Annotated in this window: 11 protein-coding genes and 1 pseudogene; 9 read left to right on the top strand and 3 right to left on the bottom strand. The window is 43.5% G+C overall.

Annotated elements, in window-relative coordinates; all coding sequences use genetic code 11:
- The first annotated feature begins 8 nt into the window (after positions 1-8).
- Positions 9-1,247 (top strand): annotated as a pseudogene (locus AC1HDP_RS05185) (transposase domain-containing protein).
- 42 nt (positions 1,248-1,289) lie between these two features.
- On the opposite strand, the gene AC1HDP_RS05180 reads toward AC1HDP_RS05185, so the two are convergent.
- From AC1HDP_RS05180 to AC1HDP_RS05170, 3 genes are read right to left on the bottom strand one after another with little or no spacing between them, the layout of a single operon-like run.
- Positions 1,290-3,947 carry a PqiB family protein gene (locus AC1HDP_RS05180; RefSeq protein ID WP_479637920.1) on the bottom strand — a complete coding sequence of 886 codons (2,658 nt, stop codon included), beginning with the start codon at positions 3,945-3,947 and terminating at the stop codon, positions 1,290-1,292.
- Positions 3,916-4,557 (bottom strand): paraquat-inducible protein A, encoded by a 642-nt coding sequence (locus AC1HDP_RS05175; RefSeq protein ID WP_168195187.1) that lies wholly within the window; start codon positions 4,555-4,557, stop codon positions 3,916-3,918. Before AC1HDP_RS05175 ends, AC1HDP_RS05180 begins: the two co-directional genes overlap by 32 nt.
- Positions 4,550-5,149 carry a paraquat-inducible protein A gene (locus tag AC1HDP_RS05170; protein WP_479639828.1) on the bottom strand — a complete coding sequence of 200 codons (600 nt, stop codon included), beginning with the start codon at positions 5,147-5,149 and terminating at the stop codon, positions 4,550-4,552. Before AC1HDP_RS05170 ends, AC1HDP_RS05175 begins: the two co-directional genes overlap by 8 nt.
- A gap of 224 nt (positions 5,150-5,373) precedes the next feature.
- Here AC1HDP_RS05170 and AC1HDP_RS05165 point away from each other — a divergent pair, with 224 nt between their 5' ends.
- The 8 genes from AC1HDP_RS05165 to AC1HDP_RS05130 all read left to right on the top strand — a co-directional run bounded on the left by AC1HDP_RS05165 (position 5,374) and on the right by AC1HDP_RS05130 (position 16,039).
- Positions 5,374-5,673 (top strand): YebG family protein, encoded by a 300-nt coding sequence (locus AC1HDP_RS05165; RefSeq protein WP_479637919.1) that lies wholly within the window; start codon positions 5,374-5,376, stop codon positions 5,671-5,673.
- 41 nt (positions 5,674-5,714) lie between these two features.
- The gene (locus AC1HDP_RS05160) at positions 5,715-6,182 is read left to right on the top strand and encodes a GAF domain-containing protein (protein WP_479637918.1); all 468 of its coding nucleotides are present in this window, start codon (positions 5,715-5,717) and stop codon (positions 6,180-6,182) included.
- 271 nt (positions 6,183-6,453) lie between these two features.
- A complete protein-coding gene (gene proQ, locus AC1HDP_RS05155) occupies positions 6,454-7,083 on the top strand; it encodes an RNA chaperone ProQ (protein ID WP_140934095.1) in 630 nt (209 codons plus the stop codon).
- A gap of 25 nt (positions 7,084-7,108) precedes the next feature.
- Positions 7,109-9,157: a carboxy terminal-processing peptidase gene (gene prc, locus AC1HDP_RS05150; protein WP_168195186.1), complete on the top strand. Its 2,049-nt coding sequence runs from the start codon at positions 7,109-7,111 to the stop codon at positions 9,155-9,157.
- Positions 9,158-9,225: 68 nt separating this feature from the next.
- Entirely contained in the window at positions 9,226-11,778 is a 2,553-nt protein-coding gene (gene pepN, locus AC1HDP_RS05145; RefSeq protein WP_479637917.1) for an aminopeptidase N, read from the top strand.
- 26 nt (positions 11,779-11,804) lie between these two features.
- Positions 11,805-12,020: a DUF2835 family protein gene (locus tag AC1HDP_RS05140; RefSeq protein ID WP_240778707.1), complete on the top strand. Its 216-nt coding sequence runs from the start codon at positions 11,805-11,807 to the stop codon at positions 12,018-12,020.
- A gap of 601 nt (positions 12,021-12,621) precedes the next feature.
- The gene (locus AC1HDP_RS05135; protein WP_479637916.1) at positions 12,622-14,661 is read left to right on the top strand and encodes a DUF1302 domain-containing protein; all 2,040 of its coding nucleotides are present in this window, start codon (positions 12,622-12,624) and stop codon (positions 14,659-14,661) included.
- Positions 14,662-14,674: 13 nt separating this feature from the next.
- Positions 14,675-16,039 carry a DUF1329 domain-containing protein gene (locus AC1HDP_RS05130; protein WP_479637915.1) on the top strand — a complete coding sequence of 455 codons (1,365 nt, stop codon included), beginning with the start codon at positions 14,675-14,677 and terminating at the stop codon, positions 16,037-16,039.
- The last annotated feature ends 14 nt before the right edge of the window (positions 16,040-16,053 follow it).

The raw sequence follows: 16,053 nt of genomic DNA, 5'->3' as shown, positions 1-16,053 counted from the left end.
ATTTTTTTATGCAACTTTCAGACGCTTTGGCGCGTACTCATATCAATCGCCATACCGAATTCACCTGTCTGGCCGATGTGCTTGAGCCTGATTTAATTCAGTCGTGCCTTGATTCACATGGTGTTGCCAGTTTACGGCGACGTAAGTTACTTATGGATGCCATGATTTGGGCGGTGATTGGTATGGCTCTGTTCAGAGGCGAGTCCGTCCGCTCTCTCATCAATAAGCTTGCTATCGTCTTACCTCAAGAGGTGGATTACGTGGCTCGCAGTGCTGTCACGCAAGCGGCCGGGCTCTGACGTTGTTCAGGATGTGTTTAAGCGAAGTGCCAAAACCTGGCATGAGAGAGCAGAGCATCCTCATTGGTGTGGACTCAACCTCTACGGTGTCGTGTGGCGAACACCTGATAGTGAGCAAAGCAACCAGGCCTTTGCCAAAACCGCCAACGCTGCTGGTGATGCTGGCTATCCTCAAATTCGTATGGTTTGCATGATGGAATTAAGCAGCCACTTGGTATTGAACAGCGCCTTTGACTCTGTTTGACAGAGGCTTCTATTCCTTGGGGCTTTTGCACGCCTGGCAACAGGCTCAACCTAACAGCCACTGGCTGCTGCTGTTGAAGAAAGGCACACAATATGAAGTGGCACGCTCTTTAGGAAAACACGACCAACTGGTGCAGTTAACCACCACAGCTCAAGCCAGAAAGAAGTGGCCTATTGCCTGACAATATTGAAGCTCGCTTACTGACGAAGACGGTAAAAGGTAAGTTGGTTTCCATTTTGACCTGATTAACTGACCCCTTGCGTTATCCGGGGGCCGAAATAGCGGATTTATATGCCCATCGATGGGAGATAGCAGTGGGCTATCGGGAGATGAAGCAACACCTGCTGGAGAGTCGCTTTACGTTACGCAGTCAATTGCTAGAGCTGGTTATCCAAGAATTGTGGGGGGTACTGTTGGCCTATAACCTCATCAGGTACAAGATGGTGTTGATGGCTAAAAGCTTACCGTCGTTACATCCGAACCAATTAAGCTTTAGAGATGCGTCGAGTTATATCATTTTAAAATTAACTCAGCTGCCATCTCAAACGCCAGGGAATGTTCCGAGAGATGTCTTGGACATAGTGCGTAATGCGATGCAGTTCAAGCTCGATGGGAAACGGGATAGAGCCTATCCATGTGCGTTAAAAATGAGTAAAAACAAGTATCCCATTAAGCCTAAGAAAATTGCCGTTCACACTAAGTGAACGGCATTATGCAAATTGCAGGCTTTTATTTTCGATAATGGCTTAGTGTTGGCTAGGTTGCCAGCTTGACCATTGTGGCTCGGCTTTATCGTACAAAGGTAAACTATCACCGGATTGCAGTTGATTTTGGGTTTGGGTCGATTGTTCAGTCGCCAATGCTATGCCGCCAGCAATGAGCGATTCAAGGGATGATGTGGCAATTTGTGCCCCTGAAAACAAGCCAACATCCATGTTAAAACCTGATATGTCATAAAAGCGACTACTGCGATTAACCATGGAGCGATAGGCTTCATTGATTTCAATAAAGATATTGACGCTTTGACCATTATTGGCCAGTTCAAATCCTGCCACTTTGCCGACAGCAACACCGCGATAAAAAATACCGGTGCCTTGGTTAATGGAACCGAGATGATTACGCACTAAGGTCAGCCTAAGTGAATCTTCTGGGGTATTGCCATAAATTTGGCCTTGTATTTTACCTTTAAAATGCTGGCTGAGCTTAGCATCGTTACCTAGGGTCACGCTGATATAAGCGCCAGTAATTAAGGTTTCTGGCGCTTTAATGCCACGCAGTGAAATTTGCGCATCCACTATGACATATTGGCTATTGTGGCTTTTAAATTGTTTTGCATATTTACCATCAAGATAAACACTTGCCTCAATGGTTTGTAAGTCTTGGCTTAAATTCACTTGGTCGACTGCGCCAATCCGATAACCTTGATAGCGCACCTCCGCACCAGCTTTTAAGCGCACATCGGCAGGGAAGGTGATAGCGATTAACTCTGCTTGCGCTAACGCTAAATCTTGATTTTGATAAAGAGTTAATACTTTATTGAGTCTAGGTTGCTTGAGGCGGCCTAAGGAAAGGCTGCCTTCGACTAACCCGCTTAATGGTGCTACATCGACATTTATGCCTTGTAAATTAGCCGCCACCGCAATGGCGCTATTTTGCCAAAATACACTGCGCTCATCGATAAGATCACTAAACTGCTTATCTATGCCAAGGTTAATAGTAAATGAATCATCCGCTTGCCACGTCACCGCAGTAACCTCACCTATGGTCATTTTTTTATAGAAGACTTTACTACCAGCGCTTAGGCCTGCGGCATTGGTGGCGATTAATTTTACGCTTGTTTGCTGCGCGCTTTGCTTAGCTTTTTCGGCCACGGCAACACTCGGATATAGCTTGATATGGGCGCCAGAGGCTAAAGGCTTAGCCTTGACTGACACCAATTCTAACGCGCCAGTCAGTGCGTTACTCATATCGCCGGTATCAACTTGAATACCACTAAGTGAGGCAGTCACAGCCACTAATGGCCGCGGCACTAAGTAACTCGCTTGAGTAAACAATGCTTGATATTGCGCTTGCACTTGTACGCGGTAATTAACTTGACTAAAGTCGCGACTGAGCTCTACGCCCGTGACAGCACCGATAGTGAAGTTTTTATATTGCAGCGGCGCGCCAATGTTAATATTAAGATTGGACGGACTGGTAGCAGCTAATTCAAACTGCTTATCTTGAGCAAGCTCTGGCGCATTGGCCAATAAGGGAAAATGTAGCTGCGTGTTGTGCTTGGCCGGATTTTTTTGATGTTCAGATTGAGCTACGCTGCCACTGCTTGGAATTAATATAATATTATCGCCAGTAAGCAAACGTGATGCATGTTTAATCCCTGAGAGTGATACTTCGGCGCCCGCTAAATAAAATTGACTGTCTGGCCCTAATAGGTGCTGATAATCAGTAAAAATGCGGGCGTGCAATTTAATGCCATCTTTAACTAACTCACGCCCTGTGATATCACCAACAGCCAGTCCTAAATATTGAATAATTGTGCCGTTATGTACTTGATCTGCTTGGGCTATATCTAAGGTAAACTCTTGACCGCCACGGGCCTTATCTTCATTAGGATAAAGCGTAAAGGTCTGTTTGTCTGAAACTTCATCTAATTCACCAGTGCTGAAACTAATGCCTCCCGCTAAGATTGCGGCAATGCTTTCACTTTGCACCTTAAGTCCTGTGAGTGATGCATCAACACTAATACCTGAGACATTCCAAAAACGTGAGTCGGTTCTTACAAGGTCTGCATATTTTTCTTTGACAAAAATGGTAAATGCTATTTTCTCAGCGTCGACTAAGCGGTAGTTAACCACGCTGCCCACAGGAATTTGGCGATAAAACACTGAAGAACCCACATCAAGGGATCCTAATTTATCGGCCACTAAGTGGATAATTTTGCCTTCTTTACCTGGTAATATCGGCGGCGCTTCGGCCACCGCGGTAAATTCAGTGCTGGCTTTGCCTTTTCCTGGAAGGATGGCAATGTAGTTGCCCGAAAATAAGGTGTCTAAACCTTCGATGCCGGTAATAGAAGCTTTAGGGGTCACTAACCAAAAATCGGTATGTTCAGTTAAAAATGCTTCTGATCGTGAATCCATTAATATCTTTACTTCAACGCCTTGCAGGTTTTTATCTATGGCGATATCAGTTACTTTGCCGACAGTTAGACCTTCATAACGAACTAAAGTTTTACCGACATCTATGCCAGTCGCGTTCGGGAAATGCACCTGAATTTCAATCCCAGATTGACGTATGCTTTGTACGCCAAGCCAAGTGGCTAGCGCTAAGGCCACTAATGGCAATAACCAAATGGGAGAGAACAGCTTCTTTTTAACTATTTTCGGTGGTTGCACTTGCTTCATTGTGTATATCCAGTCGATCCCAGAGTAAACGCGTGTCTAAAACCTTGGCAGAAAGTTGGGTTAGCAAAATAACTAATGCAAACGCAGTCGCCGCAGGGCCAGGTTGCGCATCCAGTAGTTGTCCCATATTGACCAAGGCAACGGTAAGTGAAATAACAAAAAGGTCTAGCATCGACCATCGACCTATCCATTCAATAATATGAAATCCTTTCATCAATAATGTTTTAGGTAACGGTAATCTAAAAGTGATGGCGCTCAGGTAAATAGCAAGACCAATAATCTTGAGCCAAGGAACCGCAATACTGGCTGTGAAAACTATGATGGCAATTGGCCATAAATCTTGATGTACTAAATGACGAATGCCAGTAAAAATGGTGTCGTAGGCTATACGTCCCTGATTAGTCACTATGGTAATAGGGTAGATATTGGCCGGCACTAATAAAATGGCCGCAGTAATCAACAAGGCCCAGCTTTGTTGCAGGCTTGAATAGCGCCTAAAACTAAGTTCAGCACCACAGCGCTGGCAATTACCATTGCTAATACGATTACTTTTCTTACACACAGGGCATAAGCACAGTTCAATATCTTGGCCTTGGAGCTGTTTACTCATCGAGATAACTCCACATATGCTCAAGATCATATTCACGCATCAAAAATAATACTGAAAGAAACAACATGGTAAAACAAAAGGTGCCTAAATCGAAATGAATGTCAGCAAAATCAGACAATTGAAATGCAGTCACTAAAAAGCTGATAACATAAATTTCTAACATGCTTAATTGCGATAGTAAGCTTTGCTGCTGCAATAAGCATTTAAGTAACCATTTACCAATACGGGTATTAAGGGCGAATTTGACAATAAGGATTTGCAATAAAATCGATAAAATTAATAAGCCAGGGCCGACCACTGCGGCCACTAATACGGCCAAGCCTACAATAGGAAATCCTTGGGAAGCGACAGCAAGAGCGCCTTCGATAACAGTCGTAGTACGATAAGATCCTAAAAACTGTAAATCTAATACTGGCAGTATATTAGCAGGAGCAAACAGAATAATCGCCGTCAAGCATAGGGCAAGCATGCCATTAATCGAGCAGTAAGGGGTATGGTACAGCGCTGTGTGACACCGCGGGCATAAAGCTCTCACTCCCGAAGGCAGCGCTCGCTTTTGCACGGCTAAATCACATGAACCACATAACACCATGGCATCAGAGTGACGCCGTATGTAATGACGGCTTCGGTGGTGGTTCGCAGATTCAGGCTTATCCATAGGCTTAAATACTTCATTTCCTGAGATAACAACACAGTTAAGTGGTGAATTATGTCAGGATTTTGGCCATTTGGGTTAAAAAAATTCGGCAGATGATTGAATCATAATCATCACTATGAGAAGCTAATGACTGTATAAATAAACAGTGAGGTTGTTTCATGGCGGTGATTACGCAATTTGTCGTGGTAAGAGAAGGGGTAGAGAAGATGACATTCACATCGAAAAAAGAAGCCGATGCTTTTGATAAGATGCTGGATATCACTGAGCTGCTCAATCGCTTTATCGACAAGGCAGAGCTTGGTTTAAGCGAAGAAGTGACTGAAAAATTATCCTTCTACTTGGCTACCAATAAGGATGAGGTCAATGGCATACTCAAGGGCATTAATCCGGTAGAAACTAAGGTAACACCTAAAACTAAAGCTAAAACGGCGAAGGTGGTTGCTGAGTCTAATTCATAAGAGTTAAGTACATAACTCGTTACATATTTACAAGGCGTACTATGGAATCGATTTGTTATAACCAGTTAAATCGTCAGCTCACAGCGATATTGGATGGCGAGCCCGATGTTATTGCCTGCTTGGCCAATATGTCGGCCTTGTTAAATGAGTCACTGCCTGGAATTAACTGGGTGGGTTTCTATCTGCGCCAAGGGGATGAATTAGTATTAGGTCCATTTCAAGGTAAAGTCGCTTGTACCCGTGTTCCTTGGGGCAAAGGTGTATGCGGCACAGCTGCAGCATTTGATAGTGTGCAACGGGTAGCCAATGTACATGAGTTTAGTGGGCATATTAGCTGCGATAGCGCCAGTAATGCCGAAATTGTGCTGCCAATTCATTATCAACAACAAGTTTTTGCGGTACTTGATATTGATAGCCCTGAGTTTGAGCGATTTAGTGAGCTTGATCAGCTAGGGTTGACATTATTAGTCGAAACTTTGGAGCAACATCTGAATATTTCGCCTATTTGATGAATCTATGACCGCTTTGATGTAAAACAGGGTCGCTTTCGCTGGCATCCGCTTTATAATAGGCAGCAGCAGTAGCGGTAAAAATTGAAAGTTTTAGTTTGTTGCCGCTCAATGAATCATTTGGGCTTGAGTCTTGCCGCTTTTATGGGTTAACTTGAGTTCAAGTAATTGATATTGAATGTATGGCGTTTGGCTTTTAGCCTAACATAAGATGAACAACCCAGTCGCGTTATGCGAATTTGGGGTCCTTAATAAAATCGTGGAAGTAATGATGGAATCAACAGATAAGTTGACCGACACCAATGCCATTTTGGCGTATTTATATGAAACATTTCCTTTGTGCTTTATCGCCGAGGGTGAAGCTAAGCCTCTAAAAATCGGATTGTTTCAAGATTTGGCAGAAAGGTTGGCTGATGATTCTAAAGTCAGTAAAACACAGTTAAGGGCGGCTCTAAGACGCTATACTAGTAGCTGGCGTTACCTGAAAGCAATCAAGTTAGGTGCGGTGCGTGTCGATTTAGATGGCAATGCTTGTGGTGAGTTAGAGCAAGAGCATATTGATCATGCTCAAGCCACTTTAAAAGAAAGCCAAGATCGTGCTAAAGAAAAGCGTTTAGCTCAAGCTAAAGCTAAAAAGGAAGAAGCTAAGCCTGCGCGTAAGCCTCGCCCTAAAACAGTTAAGCCTGTTGTTAGCAAGCCAAAAACTGAGCGTCCAGTGAAGGTTGAAAAGCCATTCGTACCAGCCCAGTTAAGCGAATTAAAGCCAAAACAACGCGTTAATGTCAAATTAGGAATGGTCCCTGTTGCAGGTGTTATCATCGACATTAATAAACAGGATGTACAAGTTCAGCTGGATTCAGGAATGACCATTAAGGTTCGTTCTGAGCACGTCTCGCTGTAACCTATAGCTAAGGAGTAACTTGTTGATGCGAAAAATGTCACTAGCCGTGTCGATAGCCACTGCGTTAATTGGTTTTTCGGCTTGGGCTATTCCCCCAGTAATTCAAGTCAGCGAGTTACCCGAGCTCCAGCAAGAGCCACAACATAAAGTGGCGAGTAAACGAGTTACGGATCTTTACAGTCGCTCTCATTATCACCGTTTTCAACTGGATAATGCTTTTTCTGAGCAAATCTTTAACCGTTACTTAAAGCAACTCGACTTCGGTCAAAATGTGTTGCTACAAAGCGATGTGGACAAGTTTAGTCCTTACGCGCAACAATTCGATGATATGTTAATGTCGGGTGATTTGGCCCCTGCATTCAACATGTACTCAATCACACAGCAACGTCGTTATGAGCGTTTTGTGTATGCCTTATCATTACTCGACACTGAAATGAAATTTGATGTTGCGGGTGATACTTATCTTTACGATCGTGAAGATGCGCCTTGGGCAAAAACTCAAGCAGAGTTAGATGAGCAATGGCGTCAACGCGTTAAATATGACGCGCTCAATCTTAAGCTCACTGGCAAGAATTGGCCTGAAATCGTCGACATTCTGTCGAAGCGTTACAACAATGCCATCAAACGTTTATCACAAACTCAAAGTGAAGATGTCTTCCAAGGGTTAATGAATGCTTTTTCACGTGCTGTAGAACCTCATACTAGCTATTTATCACCTCGCAACGCAGAGCGTTTCCAAATGGAAATGAACTTAAGCCTTGAAGGTATTGGCGCCGTGTTACAAATGACTGATGATTATACTGTGATTAAGTCATTAGTCGCGGGTGGCCCTGCGGCTAGCAGCGCTAAGTTAGCGCCAGAAGATAAAATCGTGGGTGTTGGCCAAGAAGGTGAAGAAATAGTTGATGTTATTGGCTGGCGTTTAGATGATGTAGTTGAACTAATTAAAGGTCCTAAGGGCTCAAAAGTTAAGTTACAAATCCTGCCGCAAAAAGGCGGCTCAAATGCAAAGACCTATGAAATTACCTTAGTTCGTGACAAGGTGCGATTAGAAGATAGAGCCGCATCGTCTGAAGTCATCGTGCCGAAAGATGGCGCTTATGCTAATCGTAAAATTGGTGTCATTGCTATTCCTGGCTTTTACATGAATTTATCGCAAGATGTTGCCAAAGAACTGCAAAAATTAACGGCAGACAAAGTCGAAGGTATCATCATAGATTTGCGTGGTAATGGCGGCGGAGCATTAACCGAAGCAACCTTACTGACTGGGTTATTTATTGATATGGGCCCTGTGGTTCAAATCCGTGATGCCAGTGGTCAAGTCACACCTAACCAAGATACCGATGGTAAGACCTATTATGATGGTCCACTGACAGTCATGGTTGATCGCTATAGTGCCTCTGCTTCTGAGATTTTTGCTGCCGCGTTACAAGATTATGGCCGCGCTTTAATTGTGGGCGAATCCACTTTTGGTAAAGGCACAGTGCAGCAGCATAAGAGCCTAGGCCGAATTTACGATTTGTATGAAAAGCCAGTGGGTCATGTGCAGTACACCATAGCTAAATTTTATCGCATTAATGGCGGTAGTACTCAGCTTAAGGGCGTAACCCCAAACATTGCGTTCCCTTCTGCGTTAGAACCCGGTGAGTTTGGTGAAGCGGAAGAAGATAATGCCTTGCCTTGGGATAGTGTGCCGGTCGCACAATATTCAAGTGTGGATTTAGTGCCACCAACATTGGTGACAGCGTTAGATGTTAAGCATCAACAACGAATTGCCAAAGATCCTGAGTTTGCCTATATCTATGCGGACATTGCTGACTTTAAATTGCATCACAATGAAAAAACTGTATCTTTAGTGGAGAGTGAGCGAATTGCTTCCCGTGAAAAAGACGAGCAAAAAAGCTTAGATAGAACCAATGCTCGCCGCAAGTTACAAGGGCTAGCACCTTTAGCTAGCATGGACGATGACAAAGAGGATGCGGCAGAATTACCCGATCCATTCCTTGATGAAACCGTCTTTATTACCTTAGACATGGTTGATGCCGAGAGCTTAACTAAGCAGGCGAGCAAATAAATATTTTTACAGTCAAAAACGCGCTAAAGGCGCGTTTTTTTATGGTTTAAAAGTTAATAGGGATACTTATGTCTCAAGTACAAGCAAAATACCTCAAAGATTATCAATCACCTGATTTCACCATTTCTCATCTTGAGTTAGATATTAAGCTTGATGGCGCCAATACCTTAGTTACAGCAACGAGTGAGATCACTCGATTGAATCCTCAGGCTAGTGAATTAGTGTTAGAGGGCGAGGGGTTAAGCCTCATTGAAGTGACTTGTAACGGTGACGCCATTGCCTATCAGCAAGACAAAAACCAATTGCGAATTAGTACCAACTTAGCCCAATTTAGCTTATGTGTGGTGACCAAGCTCGATCCCGGTAGCAACTCTAGCCTTGAAGGTTTGTATTTATCCGATGGCGCTTATTGCACTCAGTGTGAAGCCGAAGGTTTTAGACGTATTACTTATTTCCTTGACCGCCCAGATGTCCTAGCTACTTACAATGTCCGCATTGAGGCGGCATTAAGCTTACCTTTCTTGCTCAGTAACGGTAACTTACTCGAAAAAGGCTTAGTGGGGACAGACCGTCACTTTGCTAAATGGCAAGACCCATTTCCTAAACCGAGTTATTTGTTTGCTTTAGTTGCGGGCGATTTCGATCAATTGACTGATAACTTTATTACTCAATCTGGTCGCAATGTTGCATTGCAGGTGTTTGTTGATAAAGGTAATTTAAATAAGGCCCATCATGCGATGGCATCCCTTAAAAAGTCGATGGCTTGGGATGAGAGTCGCTTTAATCTAGAGTATGACCTTGATATTTACATGATAGTTGCCGTTGATTTTTTCAACATGGGCGCGATGGAAAACAAGGGCCTCAATATTTTCAATACCAAGTATGTGTTGGCCGATGAAAGTTCTGCGACCGATGCTGATTATCACGGAATTGAGTCGGTAGTTGGACACGAATACTTCCATAATTGGACGGGTAACCGTGTCACTTGTCGTGATTGGTTCCAATTAAGCCTAAAAGAAGGCTTAACTGTATTTAGGGATCAAGAATTTAGCTCAGATGTTGGCAGTCGTCCGGTTAATCGTATTCAGGCCATCCGCGTTATCAAAAACCAGCAATTTGCAGAAGATGCAGGCCCAATGTCGCACCCTATTCGCCCAGAGTCTGTGATTGAAATGAATAACTTCTACACAGTCACTGTTTATAATAAAGGTGCTGAAGTTATTCGCATGATGCACACCTTGTTAGGTGAAGCGAATTTCCAAGCCGGAATGGCCTTATATTTTAAGCGCCATGATGGCCAAGCAGTAACTTGCGATGATTTTGTCGCGGCTATGAGTGATGCCTCGAACATTGATTTAGGCCAATTTAGTGCCTGGTATCGTCAAGCGGGTACGCCATTACTGCAAGTCACCGATGAGTTTGATGCTAAGCAACAGGAATATCGTTTGACTATCAAACAATCGATTCCTAATCAGCCTAATGCTGAAATACTGCATATCCCATTTTCTCTGGAATTACTTGATGGCGCGGGTCAATCGTTAGTCAATCAAGTATTAGATGTGAAACAATCTCAGCAAACCTTCGTGTTTTCAGGCATAAAATCCTTACCTGTGGCTTCATTACTGCAAGATTTATCGGCGCCTGTACGTCTTGATTATCAGTATACCAATAGCCAACTGGCGCATTTAATGCGCCATGCAAGTAGTCAAGTGGCGCGCTGGGATGCGTCAGTGACTATGTTAAGCCGCACCATTTGGGAAAACGTGGCTTGCCTTGAAAGAGGTGAGAGCATGAATTTGGCATCACAAGTGTGTGATGCCTTTAGAGGTCTTATTTTAGATGACACACTAGATCCCGCACTATTGGCTGAAATCTTAAGTTTTCCATCACTTAACGTCTTAATAGAACAAGTGAATAAGGTGAATTTAGAGCATTTAATTGCTGCTCGTTTTTATGTGTTAGAACAGCTTATTTTAGCTTTAGAAGATGAGTTATTGGCATGCTGGCGTGCCGCAAGTTTTGGCAGTACTGCAGCGATGCGAGCGTTAAAAAATGCCTGTCTAGTAAATTTGGCGCAATTTAGCGAACAAGCGGATGCATGCGTATTGACCCAATACCAACAAGCCAGTTCAATGACAGATGCATTAGGCGCGTTAACGGCGGCAAATCTTGGTGCGCTTGAGTGTCGCCATGAGTTAATGGCTGACTTTGAACATAAATGGTTATCGACACCGTTAGTGATGGATAAGTGGTTTATGCTGCAAGCCACTAACCCAGCTACGACAGTGGTAACTGAGTTACGCGCTTTGCTTAAGCATCCAGCATTTAGCATTAATAACCCTAATCGCGTGCGTTCATTAATAGGGGCTTTTGCCGCTGCTAACACTGAACACTTTCATGCTGCCGATGGCAGCGGTTATCAGTTTTTGACTGAGCAACTAGCGGTACTTGATAAAATTAATCCACAGACGGCGGCGCGCATGATCACACCGTTAATTCAGTTCTCACGTTTCGATGATGAAAGGCAGCAAAGCATTAAGGCCTGTTTAGTGCAATTATCACAATTGCCTGATCTATCCCGTGATTTGTTCGAGAAAATTTCTCGGACGTTAGCCTCTTAACTGAGTAATAGCTAATGGATGAGCGCTTGTTTCGTTTCAGTATGCAATTTAACTATGCTGAGTATTTACCTTTCTATCGCGGCGATATAGATAGAATTGAAGTTCGTAGTTATCAAGGACAGGTACTATGGATTCATCCTCGGCATTTTAGGCGCTTTGTAACGGCTTCTGGCCTTAAAGGCAACTTTGAATTGCAATTGGATCAAGACGGGCGCTTACTGAGCCTAACTAAATTGTCTTAACTAATTGTAACAGTAGCAAATTATGGTAAACGGCAGAGATTATTGACCAAGATCTGCCGCCTTCGCTAAGACTTCCTTTAAGATTATCTTGCTAATCTTCACCAGTGGCTTATGCCAATTTTAAATTGTCACTCCTTGCAAACTCAAATACATTCATGATTTGTTAATAATTATGTACTTATCGGCAAGAATGTAGCCCAAAAGCTGCTTAAGATCTTACACCTAGCACTTAGTTGCGAGTTTTAACAGCTTAGGCTAAACACTTAAAATTATTAATTAATTAGAGTAATTGCTTCAAACGACTGATTTAGTGTTGATTCGCGCTTGAATCTAGTAAGTTTTTCATTAATCCATTATTAATTAATAGGTTAGCTTGTGGTTGTGTCTGGCGTAACAGCCATGCGACTAATTATTCAAATCCTTTTTATAATTTCATCCTCTAAATAGATGATAAGTCCTCAATTCGCTTTGTAATTTTTACTTTAATGACCTTGCTCATATCACAAAAAACCTGTAACAATGATGTTATCTGCAAGCTAGCATAATGTTGGTTTTCAAATTCCTATAACAAAGAGTCGAGCAGGTTATGGAGATACGCGAGATGAGAATAATGAAGGGTGGATTTAGTAAAACTGTGCTGGCATTGGGGATAGCGTCAGCTTTGGCAGCAGGGGTCAGTAGTCAGGCCAATGCTTTTGCTTTTAATTGGGGCGAGGTGGAAGGCACCTTTGACTCAACTTGGACAGTAGGTGCTAGTTGGCGAGTTGAAGACAGAAACTGGGATCTGATTGGTAAGGTCAATCAGCCACAGTTTAAGTGGGATGGCTATTCTGCCTTCGGTAATACCATTTATTCATCTCAGCAAATTTGGGCTCAATCAGGCTCTTACTCCAGTAACAACGATCTCAGTAACCTTCTTTATGCTCAAGGCGATACCACCTCCGAAATTGCTAAAGGCTTGCACGAACTTTCTCTTAAATATAAAAACTACGGATTATTTGTCCGTGGCATGTATTTTTATGATAACAAGACAGAGCAAGGGGATTATGGTTATTCGAATCCATTGACAGGTAAAGAATTTGACCCTTGTGAAGATAAACAAGCGTCAGAAGTAATTTGTCGAGATATTCGTTTACTTGACGCCTTCGTTTATGGTGATTTTGATTTCAATGATGGCCAAAATCCTTTATCAGTGCGAGTCGGTAATCAAGTCGTGTCATGGGGCGAAAGCACGTTAATTGCCCATGGTATCAGTGAAATTAACCCTGTAGATTTAAATATCCTCAACGCGCCAGGCGCTGAACTGAAAGAAGCGTTCCGCCCTCAAGGTATGCTGTGGGCCTCATTAGGCTTGACCGATAATTTATCTGTCGAGGCTTTCTACCAGTATGAGTGGAAACCAATTTGGGTTCCGCCTCCTGGTTCGTTTTTCTCTACCACAGATTTTGCGGGCTTTGGTGGTTATTCACAAAATGCTCAGCTTGGCTTTAATGCCAATCCTGATACCGACCTTGATTTTCTGATTAGCGAATATAATAAACTGGGCGCCATGGTAGCGTCTGGCCAAACTATTCCAACTCAGCAATTGGTGGCCATGGCATTGGCTTATCCAACCAAAGCAACTTTAGTGTATGACGAGCAAGAAGCGTCTGATGATGGACAATTTGGTGTCAAACTTGGCTATTACGCACCGCAGTTAGCTGAAACTGAATTTGGTCTGTATTACATGAATTATCACAGTCGCAGACCACTCATTAGTGGTACAGCGTCTAACTTTACGACAGGTGCTTTACTGCAAGATTTAGCGGTTATTGGACGTGAAGCCGGTAATATCGATCGCAATACGCTGTTAGGATTACAGTCGTTCTCCAAAGCGCAAGTTGTGTATCCAGAAGATATTAAACTTTATGGCCTTAGTTTCAACACATTAGTAGGTGATACTGCGGTGGCGGGTGAAATTGCTCACCGCCAAGATGAGCCACTGCAAATTGATGACGTTGAATTGTTATTCGCCGCTATGCCGCAGCAACTAGCTAATGCAGGTTTACGCCCTGATTTAGATGGTATTTCTCAGTACCGTGTGGTTGACCCTGGTGCCTATGCTGAAGGTTATATTCTGCGTGATACCACGCAAGTGCAGATGACCTTTACCCATTTATTTGGTCCAGCGTTATGGACCGATAACTTAACGGCATTAGCAGAAGTGGGTGGGGTGTGGATCCATGATATGCCTCATCATGATGTGTTACGCCTCAATGGCCCTGGCACCGGTCGCTCAGGTGGTAATCCGAACATGCCTGGCATTATTCAAGCCTTGCATAATGGCCCTGAAACTAACCCATTTCCGACCGCGCATGCGTGGGGATATCGCTTAGTGGGTAAGGCTGACTTCTTTAACGTCTTTTCTGGTGTGAATCTCGCGGCGCGCACCATTTTCTCTCATGATGTCAATGGTATCACTCCCGACCCTATGTTCTTGTTTACTGAAGGTAAAAAGGCGGTTGGTATGGGTCTTAACTTTGATTATCAAAACAAGTGGAGTGCGGATGTTTCGTATAACGCATTCTTTGGTGGCGTTGGTACCACCAACTTGTTAGAAGACAGAGACTATGTCTCGTTTAACGTTAAATACTCTATCTAAAGGGACAATAATAATGAAAAGAGTAACCCTGTTATCTGTTGGGATTTTAGCGGCACTTGGGATGTCTGCAGCTCAAGCTAAAGTGTCAGAAGCGGATGCTGCCAAGTTAAGTAAAGAATTAACACCTATGGGGGCCGAGCGTGCTGGTAATGCTGATGGCTCTATTCCTGCCTGGGATGGCGGTATTAGTAAACCGATTGCGGGTTATAACAAAGGCGATCATCATCCAGACCCTTATGCCAACGATAGCATTCTTTATACCGTGACGAATGCTAATAAAGATCAGTATAAAAATTTACTGACCCCAGGTGAACTCAAGATGCTTGAGCTCTATCCTGACACTTTTAAGATGAATGTATACCCAACACACCGTAGCGCAGCCTATCCACAATATGTGTATGACGCGACTTTAGCCAACGCGGTAGGGGCTGAACTTATCAGTGGTGGCAATGGCCTCAGTGGCGCAGCCATTGGCGTGCCATTTCCAATTCCAGCCAATGGTTTAGAAGTCATTTGGAACCATATTTTGCGCTATCGCGGCGTTGATGCTACTACTGAGCGAAATCAAGCTGCGCCAACTAAGGACGGCGATTTCTCTTTGGTTGAATTAAGTGAAGAGCTGAGTTTCCAATACTCACGCCCAGAAATGACGGCGCAAAAACTAGCTGAAAGCAACACTTTGTTTTACTTCAAACAAGTTGTGACTCAACCTGCGCGCTTAGCAGGTACTGCATTGCTTGTAAAAGAAACCATGGATCAAGAAGCTCTGCCGCGTCAGGCCTGGACTTATAACACAGGTCAGCGCCGCGTTCGTAAAGCACCCAACGTATCGTTTGATACCCCAGGCACAGTGTCTGATGGTTTACGTACCACAGATGATTACGACATGTTTAACGGCTCACCGTCGCGCTATAACTGGGAATTAGTGGGTAAGAAAGAGATTTTAATCCCTTATAACGATTACAAACTGCACTCAGATAAGCTCAAGTACAAGGATATTCTGACTCCAGGTCATATTAATCCTGAGTATGTGAGATGGGAAAAACACCGCGTTTGGGAAGTGAAAGCCACGCTTAAAGACGGCATGCGTCATGTCTATAAGACTCGGGTGTTCTATATCGATGAAGACTCATGGCAAGTATCTGCTACCGATATGTACGATAACCGTGATGAATTATATCGCGTTGCCTTTGCCCATGGTCTGAACTATTACGAAGTGCCTACTCATTGGAGTACCTTAGAAGTCTTCCATGATCTGCAAACTCGTCGTTATCTCGCCATTGGTTTAGATAACGAAGGTGATATGTATGACTTTGGTGTCACTCTTACTGAAGCTAACTTTACTCCAGATGCGTTACGCCGCTCAGGCATCCGTTAATTCTTAATTAGTTG

The organism is Shewanella sp. ISS20 (assembly GCF_056522965.1).
This window is presented reverse-complemented; position numbering and strand designations above follow the sequence as displayed.